This window comes from Chitinophaga sancti (assembly GCF_034424315.1).
Lineage (GTDB): Bacteria > Bacteroidota > Bacteroidia > Chitinophagales > Chitinophagaceae > Chitinophaga > Chitinophaga sancti.
The window spans coordinates 7,183,689-7,201,210 of the sequence record NZ_CP139972.1; the positions used below are offsets into that span (position 1 = coordinate 7,183,689).

Genomic DNA, 17,522 nt, shown 5'->3' on the forward strand with positions numbered 1-17,522 from the left:
TCCACTGATTTTACCGATCAAAATACCACCTTATCCGCATAATTAAGCACCGTGCTTCCTCTCTCCGGTATCAATTTATCCGTAAATTTCAAGCACCGCAAATTCTGCGCAGTAGTCTTTAACCCATTAATATCAATCCTCGGGTTTGCCGTATCCACGCCAGATAAATCAATATTCCCCAAAAGTAAAATCTATGAATTTATTCCTCCCGGTCATACAATTTCACCCACTTCCTCAATCGCTTTATTTCCTTCTTCTTAAATTCCCCCGGCAGCATTCTCCACTTCCAGTTTTTATGACTACCGGAAGGATGATTCATTCGGGCATTTGCAGGTAATTCCAACACATCCTGCATAGGAAGTATCACAATATTCGCTACCGAAGCATATGCCATCCTGCCCAGGATCCGGGGCACTTTTTTACCTGTTATCTGTATGCCTGTATATTGCCCTAAGTTTAACCTTGTATTGCGATCAGCATCTTCTTCATACCACCCACGGGTAGTATTATTATCATGCGTACCCGTTACCGCTACTACATTGCTAACGAAATGATGGGGAACATGATCACTTTTAGCCATGTCATCACCAAAACCGAATTGTAATACACGCATGCCTTTTAAATTGAACTGTTCCTGCAAGGCTCTTACCGGTTCATCGATAGTTCCCAGGTCTTCCGCAATGAAAGGCATAGCAGGGAACAGCTTTTGAAATTCATTAAACAAGTTTGCACCAGGACCTGGTTTCCATTGGCCATTAACTGCCGTGGTCTCGCCGGCTGGGATTTCCCAATAAGCAGAGAAGGCACGGAAATGATCCAGGCGAAGGAGATCGAATCGTGTCAGGTTGCGTTGAATCCTGCGGATCCACCAGCTGTAATTGTCTGCTTTGAGCGCATCCCAGTTATAGACAGGCACATTCCAGCATTGACCTTTTTCGCTGAAGTAATCCGGTGGCACGCCGCCGGTACCATTGAGATTAAAGAATCCAGGATGTGATTTTACATCCACAGCATCGCCATGCATGTAAAAAGGGAGGTCGCCAAAGAGGAGGATCCCTTTCTCATTGCAATACGATTTGAGCGCAGACCATTGCTGATCAAATTTGAACTGGTACCATTTCTCTCTTGGATGGCCTGTAAATTCATTGAGCCAGTGGGCTTCCTGCTGGCAGTAATGTTCAAAAGCTGCCTGATCTTCCGATTGGGAAAAGTTCAGGTAAGCGATTTCCAGGAGCGCGGCCTTGATGGGGATAGCCTTTTCGAAATTAGCTTTGTCCGATATAGGCAGGTGGCATTTGTTGAGTTGGGCTGGGGTAAGGAGACCTTCCCGGGCGAGGAGTTCCGGGCTAATCAATAGGGGTTCGCCTGCCATACTGCTGGTTGGGCTGTATGGTGACAGGTGCTCAGGGTGGAGGGTATTGACAGGTAATACCTGCCAGTAGCGTTGCTTTGCAAGGTGGAGCTGATCTGCAAAGTGATAGGCAGATGGGCCTAAGTCGCCGGTGCCAAAGGGCCCGGGTAGTGAGGTGATATGGAGGAGTATGCCGGCACTACGTTGTGAAAAAGTTGTCATATGCGAATGTACAGCTACTTCTGTGCCAGTCCGGTTAAGAGCGTATTATCAAAATGGGAAAGTTTCAAAGGCGGGGAAAAATAACATGCGTATCTCCGTGACAGCGCTATTAGACAAAAGCCTGTCATTTTATGAACCTGATTTTTTATCCTGGGTAGAAAGGTAAAATGACCTTTATAACGTGAACCCTTGTGAAATTTGGTATAAACCGCGTATCTGATTGGAGACTGCTTATCTGTATAAACCGTTTACCTAATTACAAACTGCTTATCTAATAATTATAGACCGCTTACCTGTATAAACCGCTTATCTAATTATAAACCGCCTATTAATATAACAGTCTATTAAATACAGTCACTTATTTAGTATAAACCGCCGGATCAAACTTATACAAATGTGGCGCTTTATGTGCTCCCCCTGTCTTAGCCTCCCCTTGTTTAATGAGGATATTCTCCTTCATAATCTTCCTGTAAAAATTCCCCCTGTTAAACTTCTGATTCATAATCTTCTCGTACAGGGCTTGCAGTTGTGGCAAGGTGAAGATCTCCGGTAGCAGGTTAAAACCAATCGGTTTATGATAAAGCTGATCCCGCAACTTTTCCAGGGCCTTATCAATGATCTGCCTATGGTCCATCACCATCTCAGGCAAGTCATAAACTGGCATCCATTCACAGGCATCGCTGAACATATCAGGCACCGGTGTTACCTGCGACTGGTCTATTACAGCATAGTAACCAATCGTAACAAACCGCATTTTATGCCAGAGGTTGTCTTCGTATTCTACAAAATAATCTTCCGAACGGTTCGGCTCACCGAACACCCCAAACACTTCGAGAAACACTTTCTCTGCACCACTTCGTTCGAAGAGGATCCGCTTGGCCGCATCGTCAATAGATTCTGTTTTCTGAATATAACCCCCGGGGAGTATCCAGCTGTTGTCTCCCTTCATTTTTGCCAGTAGTACATTGAAACTGCCCTGGTGATAGCCAAAAACTACGCAGTCGACAGATAGGTGAGGTAGGGCATTTTTCCATAACGCCTCGCTGGCTTTTTCAATCTCAGTATTCCGCATAGGACAAAGATAAATAGATTTAACATTAGTGATGATTCCGCCCGGGGAATTGACTGATTCTCGTTCTCATGGCAGGGAAACTTATATGATTTTGAAAGTTTTTGTCTTTTTTTTTGAGAAAGTATATTCAGATAGGTGTATGTTTGTGTTTTGCCAACTTTAACAATGAAACGTAAGTCCGGGTTATGAACAATCACAAGAAAGGAAACAATGCAATTCCACTGATCACGATCACGTTATTGTTTTTTATGTGGGGATTTATCACGTGTATGAACGATATTTTGATCCCTTACCTGAAGGAGCTGTTTCAGCTCACCTTCTTTAAATCAATGCTGGTTCAGTTTGCGTTCTTCGGTGCATATTTTATCGGTTCGCTGATCTATTTCATTATTTCCTATTACAACGGGGACCCTGTGAACAAAGTGGGGTACAAGAAAGGGATAATCTTTGGTATTATCCTCTCAGCGCTGGGCTGCGTTTTATTCCTGCCAGCTGCTACTTTTGGTGTGTATGGCCTGTTTCTGAGCGCATTGTTCGTGCTCGGTCTGGGCTTTACCGTATTGCAGATTACCGCGAACGCCTATGTGTCTCTGCTGGGTCCGGAAGACTCCGCTTCCAGCAGGTTGAACCTCACCCAGGCGTTTAATTCATTCGGTACTACGATTGCGCCTATATTAGGTGGTCACCTGATATTTGAGCTGTTTAAGGATCCAAGTGGTGGTTTCAGTGCTGCTGCAACAAGAATTCCTTACCTGATCTTTGCAGGTATCCTCTTGCTGGTAGCCCTGTTGATCTGGCGTGTAAAACTGCCTAATTTTGCGCAGGACGATGAAAACCAGCCGAAAGGACTGGGTGTATTAAAGTTCCCTCATCTGACAAGAGGTATCCTTACTGTTTTCTGCTACGTAGGTGGAGAAGTAGCGGTAGGTAGCTTTATGATCAGTTTCCTGGGGCTGCATGATGTTGCAGGACTGGGTGAAGGTGAAGCCAAGAAATACCTGGCGATCTATTGGGGTGGTGCGATGATAGGCCGTTTCGTAGGTGCTATCTCCCTGAGCCATTCTATGAGCCAGGCAAGGAAATCAGTATATATGCTGGTGACTGCACTTGGGGTGTTCGGGGTGATCTACCTGCTGGTAGGTATGCCATTTGAACAGATTAGCTTCTTCCTGATCTTCATTGCACTGAACTTTGTAGGATTCCTGGTAGGTCGTTCCGCTCCTGCACGTACATTGGTGATCTTCTCCCTGATCAATATGTTCCTGCTGGCAAGTGCCATCATCAACAAGGGCGAAGTTGCAATGTTTAGTATTGTAGGTATCGGTATCTTCAACTCTATCATGTTCTCTAATATCTATACACTGGCGATTGCCAAACTGGGTACCTATACCAGCCAGGGTTCATCTCTGCTGGTGATGGCGATTCTGGGTGGTGCGATTATGCCTGTGATACAGGGAGCGCTGGCAGACCAGATTGGGGTGCAACATGCACTAATAGTTCCGTTGATCTGCTATAGTGTGGTCCTGTATTTCGGATTCTATTGTATGAAGCGGTTTAAAAACCTGGAAATGACTTCTGTGAAGTCAGGGCATTAGTTGGGGCGTGAATGTGAGAGAAAACTGATCATGAATGAATGTGAAGTTTGAAAATACTGATCATTAAAGGATGTGAAGGTTAGAGAAAATCAACTGTCAATGGATGTAAAAGTTCTTGATAGAAACTGATCATCAAATGAAACAGTTTACGGAACATTAATTACCAACAGGAAATATTCAATTCCGGTATCAAGATATAAAAAAGCGTTCCTCGTTCGGAGGAACGCTTTTTTTATGATGATGCAATTGCTGCAAAGTATAATAAACAATCCCAAACATTCCCCCAAAACCTATACTAAACGCCCATGCACCCAAATGATTGTATGGTTTCAACACATGCCCCGCAATCGTAAACAACAATGCCTCCGGATTTGTCACTGCATCCCAGCTATTAAACCGCAGGAAACGCCCAATATACACCCCATATCCACACAACACGAAACTCAATACCACTATCGCTTTCACCCAGGGCCCCTTCAGGTGCCGCACCAGGAATTGCTCTACCTGCATTAATGAAATAATACCCAATAAAAGCCCATTCCACGCTGCTGATGATACAATAAGGAGGTCATACCACAAGGGTACGGGCGTCTTTTCACCGAAATGAAAAAGGTCCGTGATCATATAAGGCGCATTGGGGAAAAATACCAGCCAGCAAGCCAGGACAAGTATAGAACGCAGGTTGATGCCCGATAAGCGAGCCAGTTTGCGGCTAAAATATAAAGGCAGTACCCCTAAGAACGTGTTCCAGATATAGAATAAATAAAGATGATCATGATAACGGAGTACACGAATGAGCAGCAATGTCATCGTGAAAGCAATGGCCACAGCCAGCATTTTTTCGAGCGGAGATATTTTTTTTAACATAATGGTCAGGCTTTTCAGCATCTCAATTTAAGGTTTTTGGCTGCAATGGTGGAACATCGGCAAGCCTGGCTAGTGTAATGATTAATTTGTCCGGAATTGTATGGCTGGATCCCGCCTGCCGCTAACTACAATGCGACCTTAAACCGCGGATGGGGAACCGGAGAACTCACCCTGGCAATAGTCTTATGATATTTATAAGTCATTTTATCAATATAGGATGTAAATGTATTCCCTCCCGCTCTGAATAATTTACGATGACCGAACCACACCACCAGTGCAATGGAGAAAAAAGAAAACTTGTAAAAAAAACGCCAGAAAGGGCGATAAAGCACAAACTTTTCCCGGAATAGTATGAAAAGCCGCTCTGCCTGGAATGCTATATGAGGTGCTTCGTCAATAAGGATATCCGTACAGATTTGTTTAAGCAGGGTACAATTGCTGGCATCTTTGAGCGATTGGTAAAAGATCTGGGCGGCGCTCTCTACCGTGAGTACGGTCAATGTCCAGAAATCCATACGGGTATTGAAATACCGGCACTTCCTGAACAGGGTATCGCCCCAGTCAGATTTTAAACGGGGTTGATGAATCGCATCCAGGTAGCGGCCAAGGTTGTTGCCATGCTTCTGTTCCTCTTTGATAAAGAGATTAACAGCACTGATATAGTCCGGATCCTTTATCCTGTTAGCATAGTTGGACGCTATGCGCAACAGGTGACTACCGTCAGAAGTCTCCCCCAGCTGCCAGGCCTGAAGAGAACGAAGGAGCGGGGCCAGTTCTTCCGGGGTAATATCCGGAGGAATGGACCAATCGATCCTGTGTTGGGTGGCATTGAGCTCAAAATGAGCAACCCATTGGGTACTTGTCTTCATGGTGTGAAAGTGCTTTGTGTTACAAAGTAAATGGTTTTTATTTTAAGCAGGCAAAAAAAATTGCTCCTGCCCATGCCTGCCACGTTTTTTTAACAAAGCTTTTAAATAGGACATCAGTAGATGGATGAAAGCGTGATAATTCCAGATTTCTTTTACTTTTGTTCACTATGAGCTTTTTAACAGTAACAGGGATTCGTACACAGGTGAATGGCGAATGGGTATTGAAGGGTATTGATTTTTCGCAGCAAAAGCACCAGCAGATTGCAATTGTGGGTGCCTCAGGTTCCGGGAAAAGTACCTTACTGAAGGTGATAGGTGGGCTGATGCAAACTGACGAAGGGGAAGTACGATTTGAAGGACAGCGGGTAAAAGGCCCACACGAAAGACTACTCCCGGGTGAACCTGGTATTGCCTACCTGAGCCAGCACTATGAACTGAGATTGAACTATAGGGTAGAGCAGGTGCTGGAATACGCGAATAAAATGACGGATGATGAAGCGGATGAGCTCTATCGCATCTGCAGGATCGATCACCTGATGAAAAGAAAAACTGATCAGCTCTCGGGTGGGGAAAAGCAACGTGTGGCCATGGCCCGTTTGTTAATCGGCAACCCCAGCCTGTTCCTGCTCGATGAACCTTTCTCCAACCTGGACTATTCACATAAACAGATATTAAAAACAGTGCTCAGTGAAATCGGTGAAAAACTCGATCTCACCTGCCTGCTGGTATCACATGATCCGCAGGATACATTGTCCTGGGCAGATGAAATATTGGTGGTGAAAGATGGATGGATTGTGCAGAAAGGCACGCCCGTGGATGTTTATAATCATCCAGTGGATGAATATACAGCGGCGCTTTTTGGGCCTTATAACCTGGTGGATGCGAAAGTGCTGGAGCTGGAAAGTGAAAAAAAAGTATTCGTCCGCCCGGAGAATTTATACTTTGGATATAAAGCTGGTATTAAAGGCCTTGTAGAAGAAGTAAACTATATGGGCAGTGCATATGAGATTCGTGTAAAGCTGCCCGGGGGCGCGGTGCTGGTAAGGGCTGTTGATATAACTCCCTTACCGAAAAAAGGGAACACTGTATATATAGCTATTAAACCCGATAGTATATGGCATCTATAGACAAGTTTAACTCCAAAGAGAGATTTTCCGACAGGGTAGACAACTATAAGAAATATCGTCCTGGTTATCCTGATTCTTTAATTGAATTCCTAGCCGCAAGGGTTGGACTGAGTGGTGATTCAGCTGTGGCAGATATTGGCTCCGGTACAGGAATTCTCACTGAGTTGTTATTAAAAGAAGGCTGGACGGTATATGCTATTGAACCTAATGCAAAGATGCGTGAGGCGGCAGAAACGCAGCTGGGAGCTTATGCTAATTTTTCTTCTATCAATGGTTCAGGTGAGACCACTGGTTTACCTGATCAGTCAGTGCAGCTGATTACCGTTGCACAGGCTTTTCACTGGATTGATCCTGTGCTGGCGCGTAAAGAGTTTGACAGGATCTTATTACCAGGGGGGCATATTGCTTTGCTGTGGAATTTGCGTACGCTGGAGTCTCCTTTTGATAAAGGGTATGAGCAGATAAAGGCAACTTATGGTACGGATTATCATGAGATCCGAAAGGCGCATGAACCGGAATTGACAGAATTTTTTGCACCGGCAGTGATGGAAGTGCATTATTTCAGGCATAGCCAGCAGCTTGATTTTGAAGGATTGAAAGGGCAGGTGTTGAGTTCTTCTTATATGCCGCAGCCGGGGCAGAAAAATTATGAGGAAATGATGCAGGCGCTGACGACATTGTTTGAAGAGAATCAGGAAAATGGGGAGGTGACGATTACTTATGATGCGAAATTGTACATCAATAAATAGCAGGAGGAATTTATCTGGGGAAATGAAACCTGTTACCAGGAAATAAGAAGTACAAAATTGTACATCAACAGTGGCATTCTTCCCTGGCTAATGAAAATCCTGTTCAGAGAAATTCTCCGGCAGTAATAAGAACTACATTCGGAAAATAAAGAGCCTGCCACAGGAGAACCTGCAGCAGGCATTGCATCTTTTAACGCTCTTCTTTTAAAGACCAGCCGGTCTTTAATCCAATTACAAAAATCACCAGCAGGGATTCACCCGCTGCCAGCAATATATCGCCTGGTACTCTTAACCAGCGCAGTATCTGCATCGTATCTGTATGCATAAACTCCGCAGATCTCGCATACCAGTATCCATGCTGTATAGAAGCGATTGCCTGTAGTATGCCCATTGGCAACATACTTATAGTTACCATCACGAGCAGGCCTATATTAGTCAGCCAGAAAGACCATCCCAGCAATTTATCATTCCACTGTCTTTCAGGATACAAACCTCTCAGCACAAACAGCATCAGCCCAATACCCAGTATACCATACACACCAAACAGCGCCGCATGACCATGTACTGCCGTTGTATTCAGGCCCTGGATATAATACAGTGCAATCGGCGGATTGATAGCAAACCCAAAGATACCAGCACCTAAGAAGTTCCAGAAGCACATGGCTACCAGGCAGTAGATCGGCCATTTATAAGCTTTGATCCACGGTGTGGATTTACTCAGTGTATAGTTATGATACGCTTCGTAACCAATCACCACCAGCGGTACGATTTCCAGCGCACTGAATGTAGCACCCAGCGCCAGTACAGACACCGGTGTAGCACTGAAGTACAGGTGATGGAATGTACCAATGATACCGCCAAAGAGGAAGATGATGGTAGAGAAGAGTACTGCTGTAGTTGCATGTTTGATCTCTAACAATCCCAGGCGGCAGAAAAGGAAAGCCCCCACCACTGTAGCGAATACTTCAAAGAATCCTTCAACCCACAGATGCACTACCCACCAGCGCCAGTACTCAGCAACAGCCATGTGTGTCTGTCTGCCATACATCAATCCTGCAGCATAGAACACAGCAATTGCTATGGATGCAATCACGAAGAGGGTGAGCAGGTGGCGGCTTTCATCTTTCTTCCGCAATGCAGGCAACAATGCTCTCAGCATCAATACCAACCATATCACCAATCCGGCGAGCAAGAGTATTTGCCATATTCTTCCCAGTTCTATATATTCATAACCCTGATGACCCCAGAGGAAATTGTCTACCAATCCTAATTTTTGCATAACACCCAGCCATTGCCCGATAAGAGAACCTACCACTACTACCAGCAATGCACCAAATAAGATATTTACACCCAGGCGCTGGAACTTAGGCTCATAGCCTGATACAGCCGGTGCAATGTATAGCCCTGTAGCCAGCCAGGATGTAGCGATCCAGAAGATAGCTAACTGTACGTGCCAGCTGCGGGATACAGACGCAGGCAGGAATTTATCCAGGGGTAATCCGTAGAATGCATTTCCTTCCACGCCATAGTGAGCCGTGATTACACCTGCCAGCATCTGTACAATGATGAGGGCACTTACAATCCAGAAGTACTTTAAGGTTGCCTTCATGGAGGGTGTAATCACGGTATGGCGCAGGGGATCTTCATTCGGTAGGATAGTGGTTGTTTCTTCTGCGTTGCGTGCATGGTATAATATCAGCAGACCCGTGCATGCCAGTAAGAGTAATACACTAAATCCTGACCAGAGGTGCAGGGAGGAAGAAGGTACATTACCCACGGTTTCATCGCCGGGCCAGTTATTGGTATAGCTCACTGTTCCACCAGGACGTTCTGTTATACATACCCAGGTAGACCATGCGAAAAATGCATTCATTTTGCGCATGCGTTCAGGGTCTTTAATAGTATTACCCGGAATGGCATATTGTTCACGCAGTTTTGCGAATGCAGGATCGCCTTCGCGCATAAACAGGTTGCCATAATAGGTAGAGAGCTCATTGAACGCAGCTACCCTGGCAGGTGTAAATACGATGGCGTTGGTCGCCGCATCGAAAGTATTTTTACGGATGCTGCTTTTAAGCCGTTGTTGGTACATAGCCTGGATATCATCAGGCTGTTGTGCATAGTCTTTCTGATCTGCAGTTGCGAGAGCATGCAGCATGATGGTTGATTCGCGGTGCAGGTAGTCTGCCGTCCAGTCGGGGGCAATATAACTACCATGGCCCCAGATGCTGCCTACGGTTTGGCCGCCGATGGATTGCCACACGTTTTGTCCGTCGCGGATGTCCTGTCCGGTGAAGAGTACATTGCCTGATTCATCCGTTACTTTATCCGGGATAGGAGGAAGTTGGTGATAAATGTCTTTGCCGAACCAGATTAATACGGCAAAGCTGGATACTAAGACCATAGCAAGGCCTATCCATAGTTTTCGTACGGTCATTTTAGTGAATTTTGATAAGAATAGATTTGGTTTTATGCCGGTCGCGTCACTACATGTTGCATGACGGTCGATATTTTCTGTGCCCTGTTTTTGGCTGCCTGGGCGGTTTCACCGTCAAACAGGTCATCTATGGTTTTATTAAAGATGGTGAGCCAGGTGTTGAAATGCACTGTATCGATAGCCATACCACGGTGTACACTCATCGGATCACCCTCATACGTTTTTGTATAGAGCAATAGTGTACTCCAGAAGTTACATAGTTTCTGCAGGTGGGTATCCCAGTCTTTGATGCGGGAGTTGAAGATGGGACCTATGGTATCATCTTCTCTTACCCTGGCATAAAAGGTATGCACCATGAGTTTTATGTCTGCTTCTGTAGCGATATCGGTTAGCATAATTTAATACCTTTTTATCTTTTATTAGTATAAAAAAAATGTCAGCGTTTCAGGAACCCAATGTCTTTGGCAATTTTTTCGTGAAACTCATCCAGTTTGGTATTGTTCAGCATATCAGAGATGTCTCCCCTGATTTTCTTGAACTCGTGGTGGATAGGGCAGGGCTTGATTTCTGAGCAGTAATCCAGGCCGAGTCCGCAACCGGAAAAGATCTTGTCACCGTCGATGGCCCTTACAATATCAGCAATAGAGCATTGAAGGGCTTTGTCATCCAGGTAGAAGCCACCGGTGGGGCCTTTGAAGGAGAGGAGTAAGCCCTTTCTGGTGAGTTCCTGCAGGATTTTGGCAATGAAGTATTCAGGGGAGTTGATACCCGCAGCAATGTCCCTAACGCCTACTTTGACGTTGTTTTTGGACTGCTGTGCAATGTAGATCATTGCCCTGATGCCGTATTCGCAGGTTTTTGAGAACATAGGGCAAAGATAGGGGGAATTAATAAAAGACAAAAAAGTATTTTATTCATTTTGAATTTAACCAGGTTGGCTGCCGGCTATTTTTGAATCCCCCCGGAAGATCCGGGTAATTTTTGGGGTAATAAGAAATTGAATGGAGATGATTAACCGGGGATTTTATTTCTGTATTTTTAAGTGTAGCGTTTACAATCAATTCCATGTTATATAGACTTTTGTTATCCTGTTTACTACTTAATTGTTTACAAACGAATGCCCAGCTTGTGTGGACAAGCCAAAGCCTGCATGCAGGGGAATCGATGCCCTGCGGTGGGGGAGATATCGGTTTGAATGTATGGGTAGAAAAAGGAGATCTCCTTTTTTATTTATCCCGTAGCGGCACCTTTGATGAGAATAATGCCATGCTGAAAATGGGCAGGGTAAGGGTGCATGTAGACGGACAACCTTTTGATAAAGGGGATTTTCGCCAGGAATTGCATTTGCAGGATGGGAGTGTGATTGTAAGTGGTGGCGGCGTGAAGATGGTATTGTGGGTGGATGTATTTCACCCGGTGGTGCATGTGAATATGACGAGTAAAACTGCCCTGCGGATGAGTGCAACGTATGAATCGTGGAGATATGAAGATCATGTGATCACTGATGCGGTGGAGTGCAGGGCAAATTCATATAAAGTGTTGCAGGCATTTCCAATTACAACTTACAAAGACAGTATTTCTTTTGTGGGGAACAGGGTACAGTTTTATCATCGTAACAGGGATGACCAGGAAGATATTTTTGATTATACCGTGCGCATGGAAGGCATGTCTTCCGTGAAGGATCAGTTATATAATCCCATACGGCATAATACTTTTGGCGGCAGCATGCAGGGAAATGGGATGATAGCAGGCGGTCATACCCATGGGCAGTATGCGGATACGAAATATCGTGGCTGGGAATTAAGAACTGCCAGGCCGGTGAAATCACAGGAAATAACTGTTGGATTGCATGTAGCACAGACACCTACAATAGCAGCGTGGGAAAAAGAGTTGCGGGCATTGACAAAGGAACCTGTGTATACACCGGAGCCGGTATCAATAACAATATCAAATGCCCCTGCTCTGGAGCAGCGAAGTAGTATCAAATGGTGGCAACAATTCTGGCAGCGTAGTTATGTTCATTGTGATTCGCTCGGTGCAAATTATGAGTTATTCCGGTACCTGTTAGCCTGCAATGCATTTGGGAAATGGCCGACTAAATTCAATGGTGGCCTGTTCACTTTTGATCCCTGTTATGTAGATAGTACGAAACATTTTTCCCCTGATTTCAGGGCATGGGGTGGGGGCACGATGACTGCACAAAACCAGCGGCTTGTGTATTTCCCTATGTTGAAAAACGGAGATGGGGAAATGCTGAAAGCACAATTTGATTTTTATCTGCGCATGCTGCACAATGCATCTTTGCGTAGCAGGGTATACTGGAACCATGGCGGGGCCTGCTTTACGGAGCAGATAGAAAATTTCGGTCTGCCGAATGTAACCGAGTATCATCCTAAACGGCCTGCGGGTACTGATCCCGGGGTAGAGTACAATAAGTGGCTGGAGTACGAATGGGAAACTGTATTTGAATTTTGCCTGATGATGCTGGACCAGCAGCAATATGAGGGGCTGGGGATCCGGCCATATCTTCCTTTTATAGATAGTTGTCTATCATTTTACGATGCACATTATCACAACTTTGATGCACAGGGGCATTATATTTTTTATCCTACTTCTGCAGCGGAAACCTATAAGCTGACTTATAATTCTACGACGGTGATTGCAGCGATGCAAACCATTTTGAAAAGATTGCAGGTTGTTGCTGCCCATCCAAAATGGGATACAATGCTGGCGCATTTACCACCTGTTCCTTTAGGAGAATATGAAGGGCATACGATTATCCTGCCTGCAGAGAAATGGGATCGTATTCAAAACAGGGAAACGCCACAACTCTATCCTGTTTTTCCCTGGGGCATTTATGGCATTGGCAAACCCGGGCTGGATATTGCTATCAATACTTACAGGTACGATCCACAAGCCAAAGCACAATGGGATTACGCCGGCTGGAAGCAGTATTCCATTTTCGCTGCCAGGCTGGGATTGACAGCAGATGCTGCCAGCTTAAGTGCACTGAAACTCAAAGCCGGGCTGCATCGTTTTCCTGCCTTCTGGGGGCCGGGTTTTGACTGGACACCGGATCATAACTGGGGAGGATCGGCCATGATTGGGGTACAGGAAATGCTGCTACAAACTGATGACAGGAAGATCTATTTATTACCCGCATGGCCAAAGGAATGGGATGTCTCTTTCAAATTGCATGCACCCTATCAGACAACGGTGGAGGCTGTCGTGAAAGGCGGAAAGGTACTTTCCCTAAAGGTGAGACCAGCAGCAAGGGCAAAAGATGTGATCTATCCAAACTGGGGTGGCATATGATTTGATTTATCCCAGTTATCCCCAAATGGATAGCACTAATATGCAAAACGGTACGATGATCCAGTATTTCCACTGGTATACTCCCGCAGATGGTAGTTTATGGAAAGAAGTGAAGAACAATGCAAAGGCCCTTGCAGCTATGGGCATCAATGCGGTATGGTTACCCCCGGCTTATAAGGGCGCAGATGGCGCGAACAGCCATGGTTACGATGTGTATGATAAGTACGACCTGGGCGAATTTGACCAGAAAGGATCGGTACGCACCCGCTTTGGTACCAAAGATGAATACCTTGCTGCTGCCAAAGCGATCCAGGAAGCAGGTATGCAGCTATACATCGATGTAGTGGCTAATCACCTGATAGGTGCGGATGAAACGGAGAAAGTAATGGTACGGAAAGTAGACCCTGAGAACCGGAATGAGTTCATATCTGAACCATACGAAATAGAAGCTTACACTAAATTCACCTTTCCCGGCAGGAAAGGTACATATTCACAGTTTATATGGGATCACCGTTGTTTTACGGGTATTGACTATGCTGCAGACACGCAGGAGACGGGGATCTTTACCATCCAGAATGAATATGGCGAAGGCTGGGAAGATGTGGTGGATAATGAAAAAGGCAATTTCGATTACCTGATGGGAGCAGATGTGGAATTCAGGAATCCCGAAGTGAGGGAAGAGTTTAGAAGATGGGGAGAATGGTATTATAATACGGTGAAATTTGATGGTTTCAGGCTGGATGCGGTGAAGCATATTACCCCTCATTTTTTCAGGGAATGGCTGGAGCAGATGCGGGCGCATACAGGCCAGGAAATGTTTGCTGTAGGGGAGTACTGGGCTCCCGGGCAATTGGAACTCTTACTGAAATATATAGATGCGACAGCCGGTAAGATGTCATTGTTTGATTCTTCCCTGCATCACAACCTGCACCAGGCATCAAAGAGTGGAAAGGATTATGACCTGAGTAAGATACTGGATGATTCACTGGTAGCCTGCAAGCCTTTCCTGGCAGTAACGGTAGCAGGTAATCATGATACACAGCCATTGCAGGCACTGGAGGCACCGCTGGACGACTGGTTTAAGCCACTGGCTTATGCATTGATCCTGCTGAGAGAGCATGGGTATCCCTGTGTGTTCTATGCGGATTTATATGGCGCAGAATACACTGATAAGGACCGGGAGGGTAATGACTGTCATATCCTGATTGCGCCCGTTTTAGGGCTGGATAAATTGATTTCTGCGAGGGATAAATATGCATATGGTATGCAGCGTGATTATTTCGACCATCCGAATTGTATAGGGTGGACAAGAGAAGGAGATGATGAACACGCAGGTTCGGGATGTGCGGTGGTGATGAGTAACGGAGAGGAAGGCAATAAGCACATGGAGATAGGAAAGCGGCATGCTGGTAAGAAATTTCGGGATATTACGGGTAGCAGGGAAGAGGAAATTACTGTGAATGAAGAAGGATGGGCGGAGTTTACTTGTGGGGCAGGGTCGGTAGCAGTGTGGGCGGAGGCGCAGTAAAGGTGCTGTGTGGAACTGCATTAAAAATCGTTCAAGAGGAATGGGATCTTTCTTAATCAGGGGGGTAAATAGGGTGCCTGCATAATTGGGGAAAGAGCGGTAATTGGATGGAAGGTAATAGGCAGCGGCTAAAACTTTTTATCTTTACGCTCTCTAAACCTGAATTATGACCAAAATCCTTTGTCTCTCTTTGGTGCTGTCATGCAGCATACTCAGCCAATTAAAAGCACAGAATAAAGAATTTAAAAACGATGCACCGGTGTCTCCCAGCCGGATCCTGAAAATTGATTCTGCCGTTGTTACTCATCATGAAGTTACTATCAAAGGGCAGCGCGTACCTTATGCAGCGACTGCGGGTAGTATGCCTATATGGGATGAAGAGGGGCGCCCGGTAGCTGGTGTGTTTTATACTTATTACGAAAGAGAAGATATCCGGGATAAGTCAGACCGCCCATTGGTGATCTCTTTTAATGGTGGTCCCGGTACGCCTTCTGTTTGGATGGAAATAGGGTATACGGGACCCCGGTTGCTCAACATCGATGATGAAGGGTACCCGGTGCAGCCTTTTGGAATGCGTGACAATCCGAATTCTATCCTGGATGTTGCAGACATTGTATATGTGGATCCTGTGAATACTGGCTATTCCCGCCCGGTGAGCAAAGAAGTTCCCGGTTCCCGCTTTTACGGTGTGAATGCGGATATTAAATACCTCGCGGAGTGGATCAATACTTTCGTAACCCGCAAGGGCCGCTGGGCTTCTCCTAAATTCCTGATCGGGGAGAGCTATGGTACTACCCGTGTATCGGGTTTAGCTCTGGAACTGCAGGATGAACAATGGATGTACCTGAATGGGGTGATCCTGGTGTCTCCAACCGAGTTGGGTATTGAACGTAGTGGACCATTGGACCAGGCGCTAAGCCTGCCTTACTATGCAGCGACTGCATGGTATCATAAAAAACTCCCTGCCGATCTGCAATCCAAAGACCTGAATGATGTATTGCCTGAAGTAGAAAACTTTACAATCAACGAACTGGTACCCGCTATTTCAAGGGGTGGTTCCCTGGAGGATGCACAGCGCAAGGCACTGGCGCAACGCATGAGCCGCTACAGTGGCTTGTCTGCACAGGTGTTTATGGAAAATAACCTGGTGGTTCCTTTTAATTTATTCTGGAAAGAGCTGCTGCGTGAGCAGGGCTTTACCATTGGTCGCCTGGATTCAAGGTATAAGGGATTGGATAAACAGAATGCAGGGAATAAGCCTGATTACAATGCGGAACTGACTGCATGGTTACAGGCGTTTACACCGGCTATCAACATTTACCTGCGCGATGAGCTGGCGTATAAAACAGACCTGAAGTATAACATGTTCGGACAGGTATGGCCATGGGATAACCAGAATAATAAGACGGGGGAAAACCTGCGCCAGGCCATAGCACAGAATCCTTTCCTGCATCTGCTGGTACAATCCGGTTATTATGACGGGGCTTGTGACTACTTTAATGCAAAGTATAGCATCTGGCAACTGGATCCTGGTGGTAAGCTGAAGAACCGTATTAAATGGGAGGGTTACAGAAGCGGCCATATGATGTACCTGCGCAAGGATGATCTGGCTACAGCTACTGAGAATCTCAGGAAGTTTATTAAAGAGGCGACACCAGCAAAGGGTACGCCGGCAAAATATGAGTAAATCCTTCAGGGGTGCCTCAAAAGTAAATTGTAACCTGGTTTCTGACTGTTAACAATTTACTTTTGAGATACCCTTTTCCTTTTTATAACACTATGGAAAGACTGCTACAACATGTACAACGTTATGTAGAATTAGACAGCGAAGAACAGGAGTTGTTATTGTCCTGCATGCGCTATGTAGAGGTGAGGAAGAAAACACATTTGCTGAAACAGGGTAAGATTTGCACGGCAAGATATTTTGTATTGAAGGGATTGTTGCGCCAGTATATCATTGGTGAAAACGGGGCGGAGCAAATCACGCATTTTGCCCTGGAGAACTGGTGGGTGGCGGATTATGATAGCCTGGACAGGCAACAGCCTTCGGAGTTTTGCATACAGGCAGTAGAGCCGTCTGAATTGCTGGTATTGGATAAGGAGATGGAAGAAGAATTATTTAAGAAATTGCCTAAGATGGAGCGGTATTTCAGGCTGGTATTACAGCGGTCATATGCTGCTTCGATGATGCGGATCAAGTATATTTTTACGACGGGCGGGGAGGAGAGATATAATCATTTTAATAGTTTGTTTCCTGAATTTATACAACGTATACCCCAATATATGTTAGCTTCCTACCTGGGTTTCAGTGCCGAGTTTCTAAGTAAAATAAGGGCTAAGCGATCTTGAACTAGTTCAAGAATTTCAGGGGTGATCCTGATGCAACTTTG

General features: G+C 45.5%; 14 protein-coding genes. 7 read left to right on the plus strand and 7 right to left on the minus strand.

The features are described from left to right. Positions 1-199: 199 nt before the first annotated feature. A complete protein-coding gene (locus U0033_RS28395; protein WP_072364556.1) occupies positions 200-1,573 on the minus strand; it encodes a 4-alpha-glucanotransferase in 1,374 nt (457 codons plus the stop codon). 358 nt (positions 1,574-1,931) lie between these two features. After that, entirely contained in the window at positions 1,932-2,645 is a 714-nt protein-coding gene (locus U0033_RS28400; protein WP_072364555.1) for an NUDIX hydrolase, read from the minus strand. A gap of 185 nt (positions 2,646-2,830) precedes the next feature. Between U0033_RS28400 and U0033_RS28405 the strand changes: the two genes are divergently transcribed. After that, entirely contained in the window at positions 2,831-4,240 is a 1,410-nt protein-coding gene (locus U0033_RS28405; RefSeq protein ID WP_072364553.1) for a sugar MFS transporter, read from the plus strand. Between the two features lie 189 nt (positions 4,241-4,429). Here the strand turns inward: U0033_RS28405 and U0033_RS28410 are convergent, their stop codons facing one another. Further along, positions 4,430-5,107: a DUF1361 domain-containing protein gene (locus U0033_RS28410; protein WP_177318702.1), complete on the minus strand. Its 678-nt coding sequence runs from the start codon at positions 5,105-5,107 to the stop codon at positions 4,430-4,432. Positions 5,108-5,232: 125 nt separating this feature from the next. Beyond that, positions 5,233-5,976, minus strand: coding sequence for a hypothetical protein (locus U0033_RS28415; protein ID WP_072364549.1), 744 nt, complete (start codon positions 5,974-5,976; stop codon positions 5,233-5,235). A 167-nt stretch (positions 5,977-6,143) separates the two neighbouring features. Here U0033_RS28415 and U0033_RS28420 point away from each other — a divergent pair, with 167 nt between their 5' ends. Beyond that, the gene (locus U0033_RS28420; protein ID WP_072364547.1) at positions 6,144-7,103 is read left to right on the plus strand and encodes an ABC transporter ATP-binding protein; all 960 of its coding nucleotides are present in this window, start codon (positions 6,144-6,146) and stop codon (positions 7,101-7,103) included. Then, positions 7,091-7,852, plus strand: a complete 762-nt coding sequence (locus U0033_RS28425) for a class I SAM-dependent methyltransferase (RefSeq protein WP_072364545.1) — start codon at positions 7,091-7,093, stop codon at positions 7,850-7,852. Before U0033_RS28420 ends, U0033_RS28425 begins: the two co-directional genes overlap by 13 nt. A gap of 190 nt (positions 7,853-8,042) precedes the next feature. Here the strand turns inward: U0033_RS28425 and U0033_RS28430 are convergent, their stop codons facing one another. The 3 genes from U0033_RS28430 to U0033_RS28440 are packed head-to-tail and all read right to left on the minus strand — an operon-like array spanning position 8,043 to position 11,157. Then, a complete protein-coding gene (locus U0033_RS28430; RefSeq protein WP_072364543.1) occupies positions 8,043-10,289 on the minus strand; it encodes a nitric-oxide reductase large subunit in 2,247 nt (748 codons plus the stop codon). Positions 10,290-10,321: 32 nt separating this feature from the next. Continuing rightward, positions 10,322-10,684, minus strand: coding sequence for a group III truncated hemoglobin (locus U0033_RS28435; RefSeq protein WP_072364541.1), 363 nt, complete (start codon positions 10,682-10,684; stop codon positions 10,322-10,324). A gap of 41 nt (positions 10,685-10,725) precedes the next feature. Further along, positions 10,726-11,157, minus strand: a complete 432-nt coding sequence (locus U0033_RS28440; RefSeq protein ID WP_072364539.1) for an RrF2 family transcriptional regulator — start codon at positions 11,155-11,157, stop codon at positions 10,726-10,728. 260 nt (positions 11,158-11,417) lie between these two features. On the opposite strand from U0033_RS28440, the gene U0033_RS28445 reads away from it, so the two are divergent. The 4 genes from U0033_RS28445 (at position 11,418) to U0033_RS28460 (ending at position 17,481) form a co-directional block, all read left to right on the plus strand. Next, a complete protein-coding gene (locus U0033_RS28445; RefSeq protein WP_326980854.1) occupies positions 11,418-13,604 on the plus strand; it encodes a DUF5703 domain-containing protein in 2,187 nt (728 codons plus the stop codon). A 25-nt stretch (positions 13,605-13,629) separates the two neighbouring features. Further along, positions 13,630-15,132, plus strand: coding sequence for an alpha-amylase (locus tag U0033_RS28450; RefSeq protein WP_072364535.1), 1,503 nt, complete (start codon positions 13,630-13,632; stop codon positions 15,130-15,132). 166 nt (positions 15,133-15,298) lie between these two features. Further along, complete coding sequence (locus U0033_RS28455; protein WP_072364533.1) at positions 15,299-16,819, plus strand: S10 family peptidase; 1,521 nt, start codon at positions 15,299-15,301, stop codon at positions 16,817-16,819. A 92-nt stretch (positions 16,820-16,911) separates the two neighbouring features. Beyond that, the gene (locus U0033_RS28460) at positions 16,912-17,481 is read left to right on the plus strand and encodes a Crp/Fnr family transcriptional regulator (RefSeq protein WP_072364531.1); all 570 of its coding nucleotides are present in this window, start codon (positions 16,912-16,914) and stop codon (positions 17,479-17,481) included. The last annotated feature ends 41 nt before the right edge of the window (positions 17,482-17,522 follow it).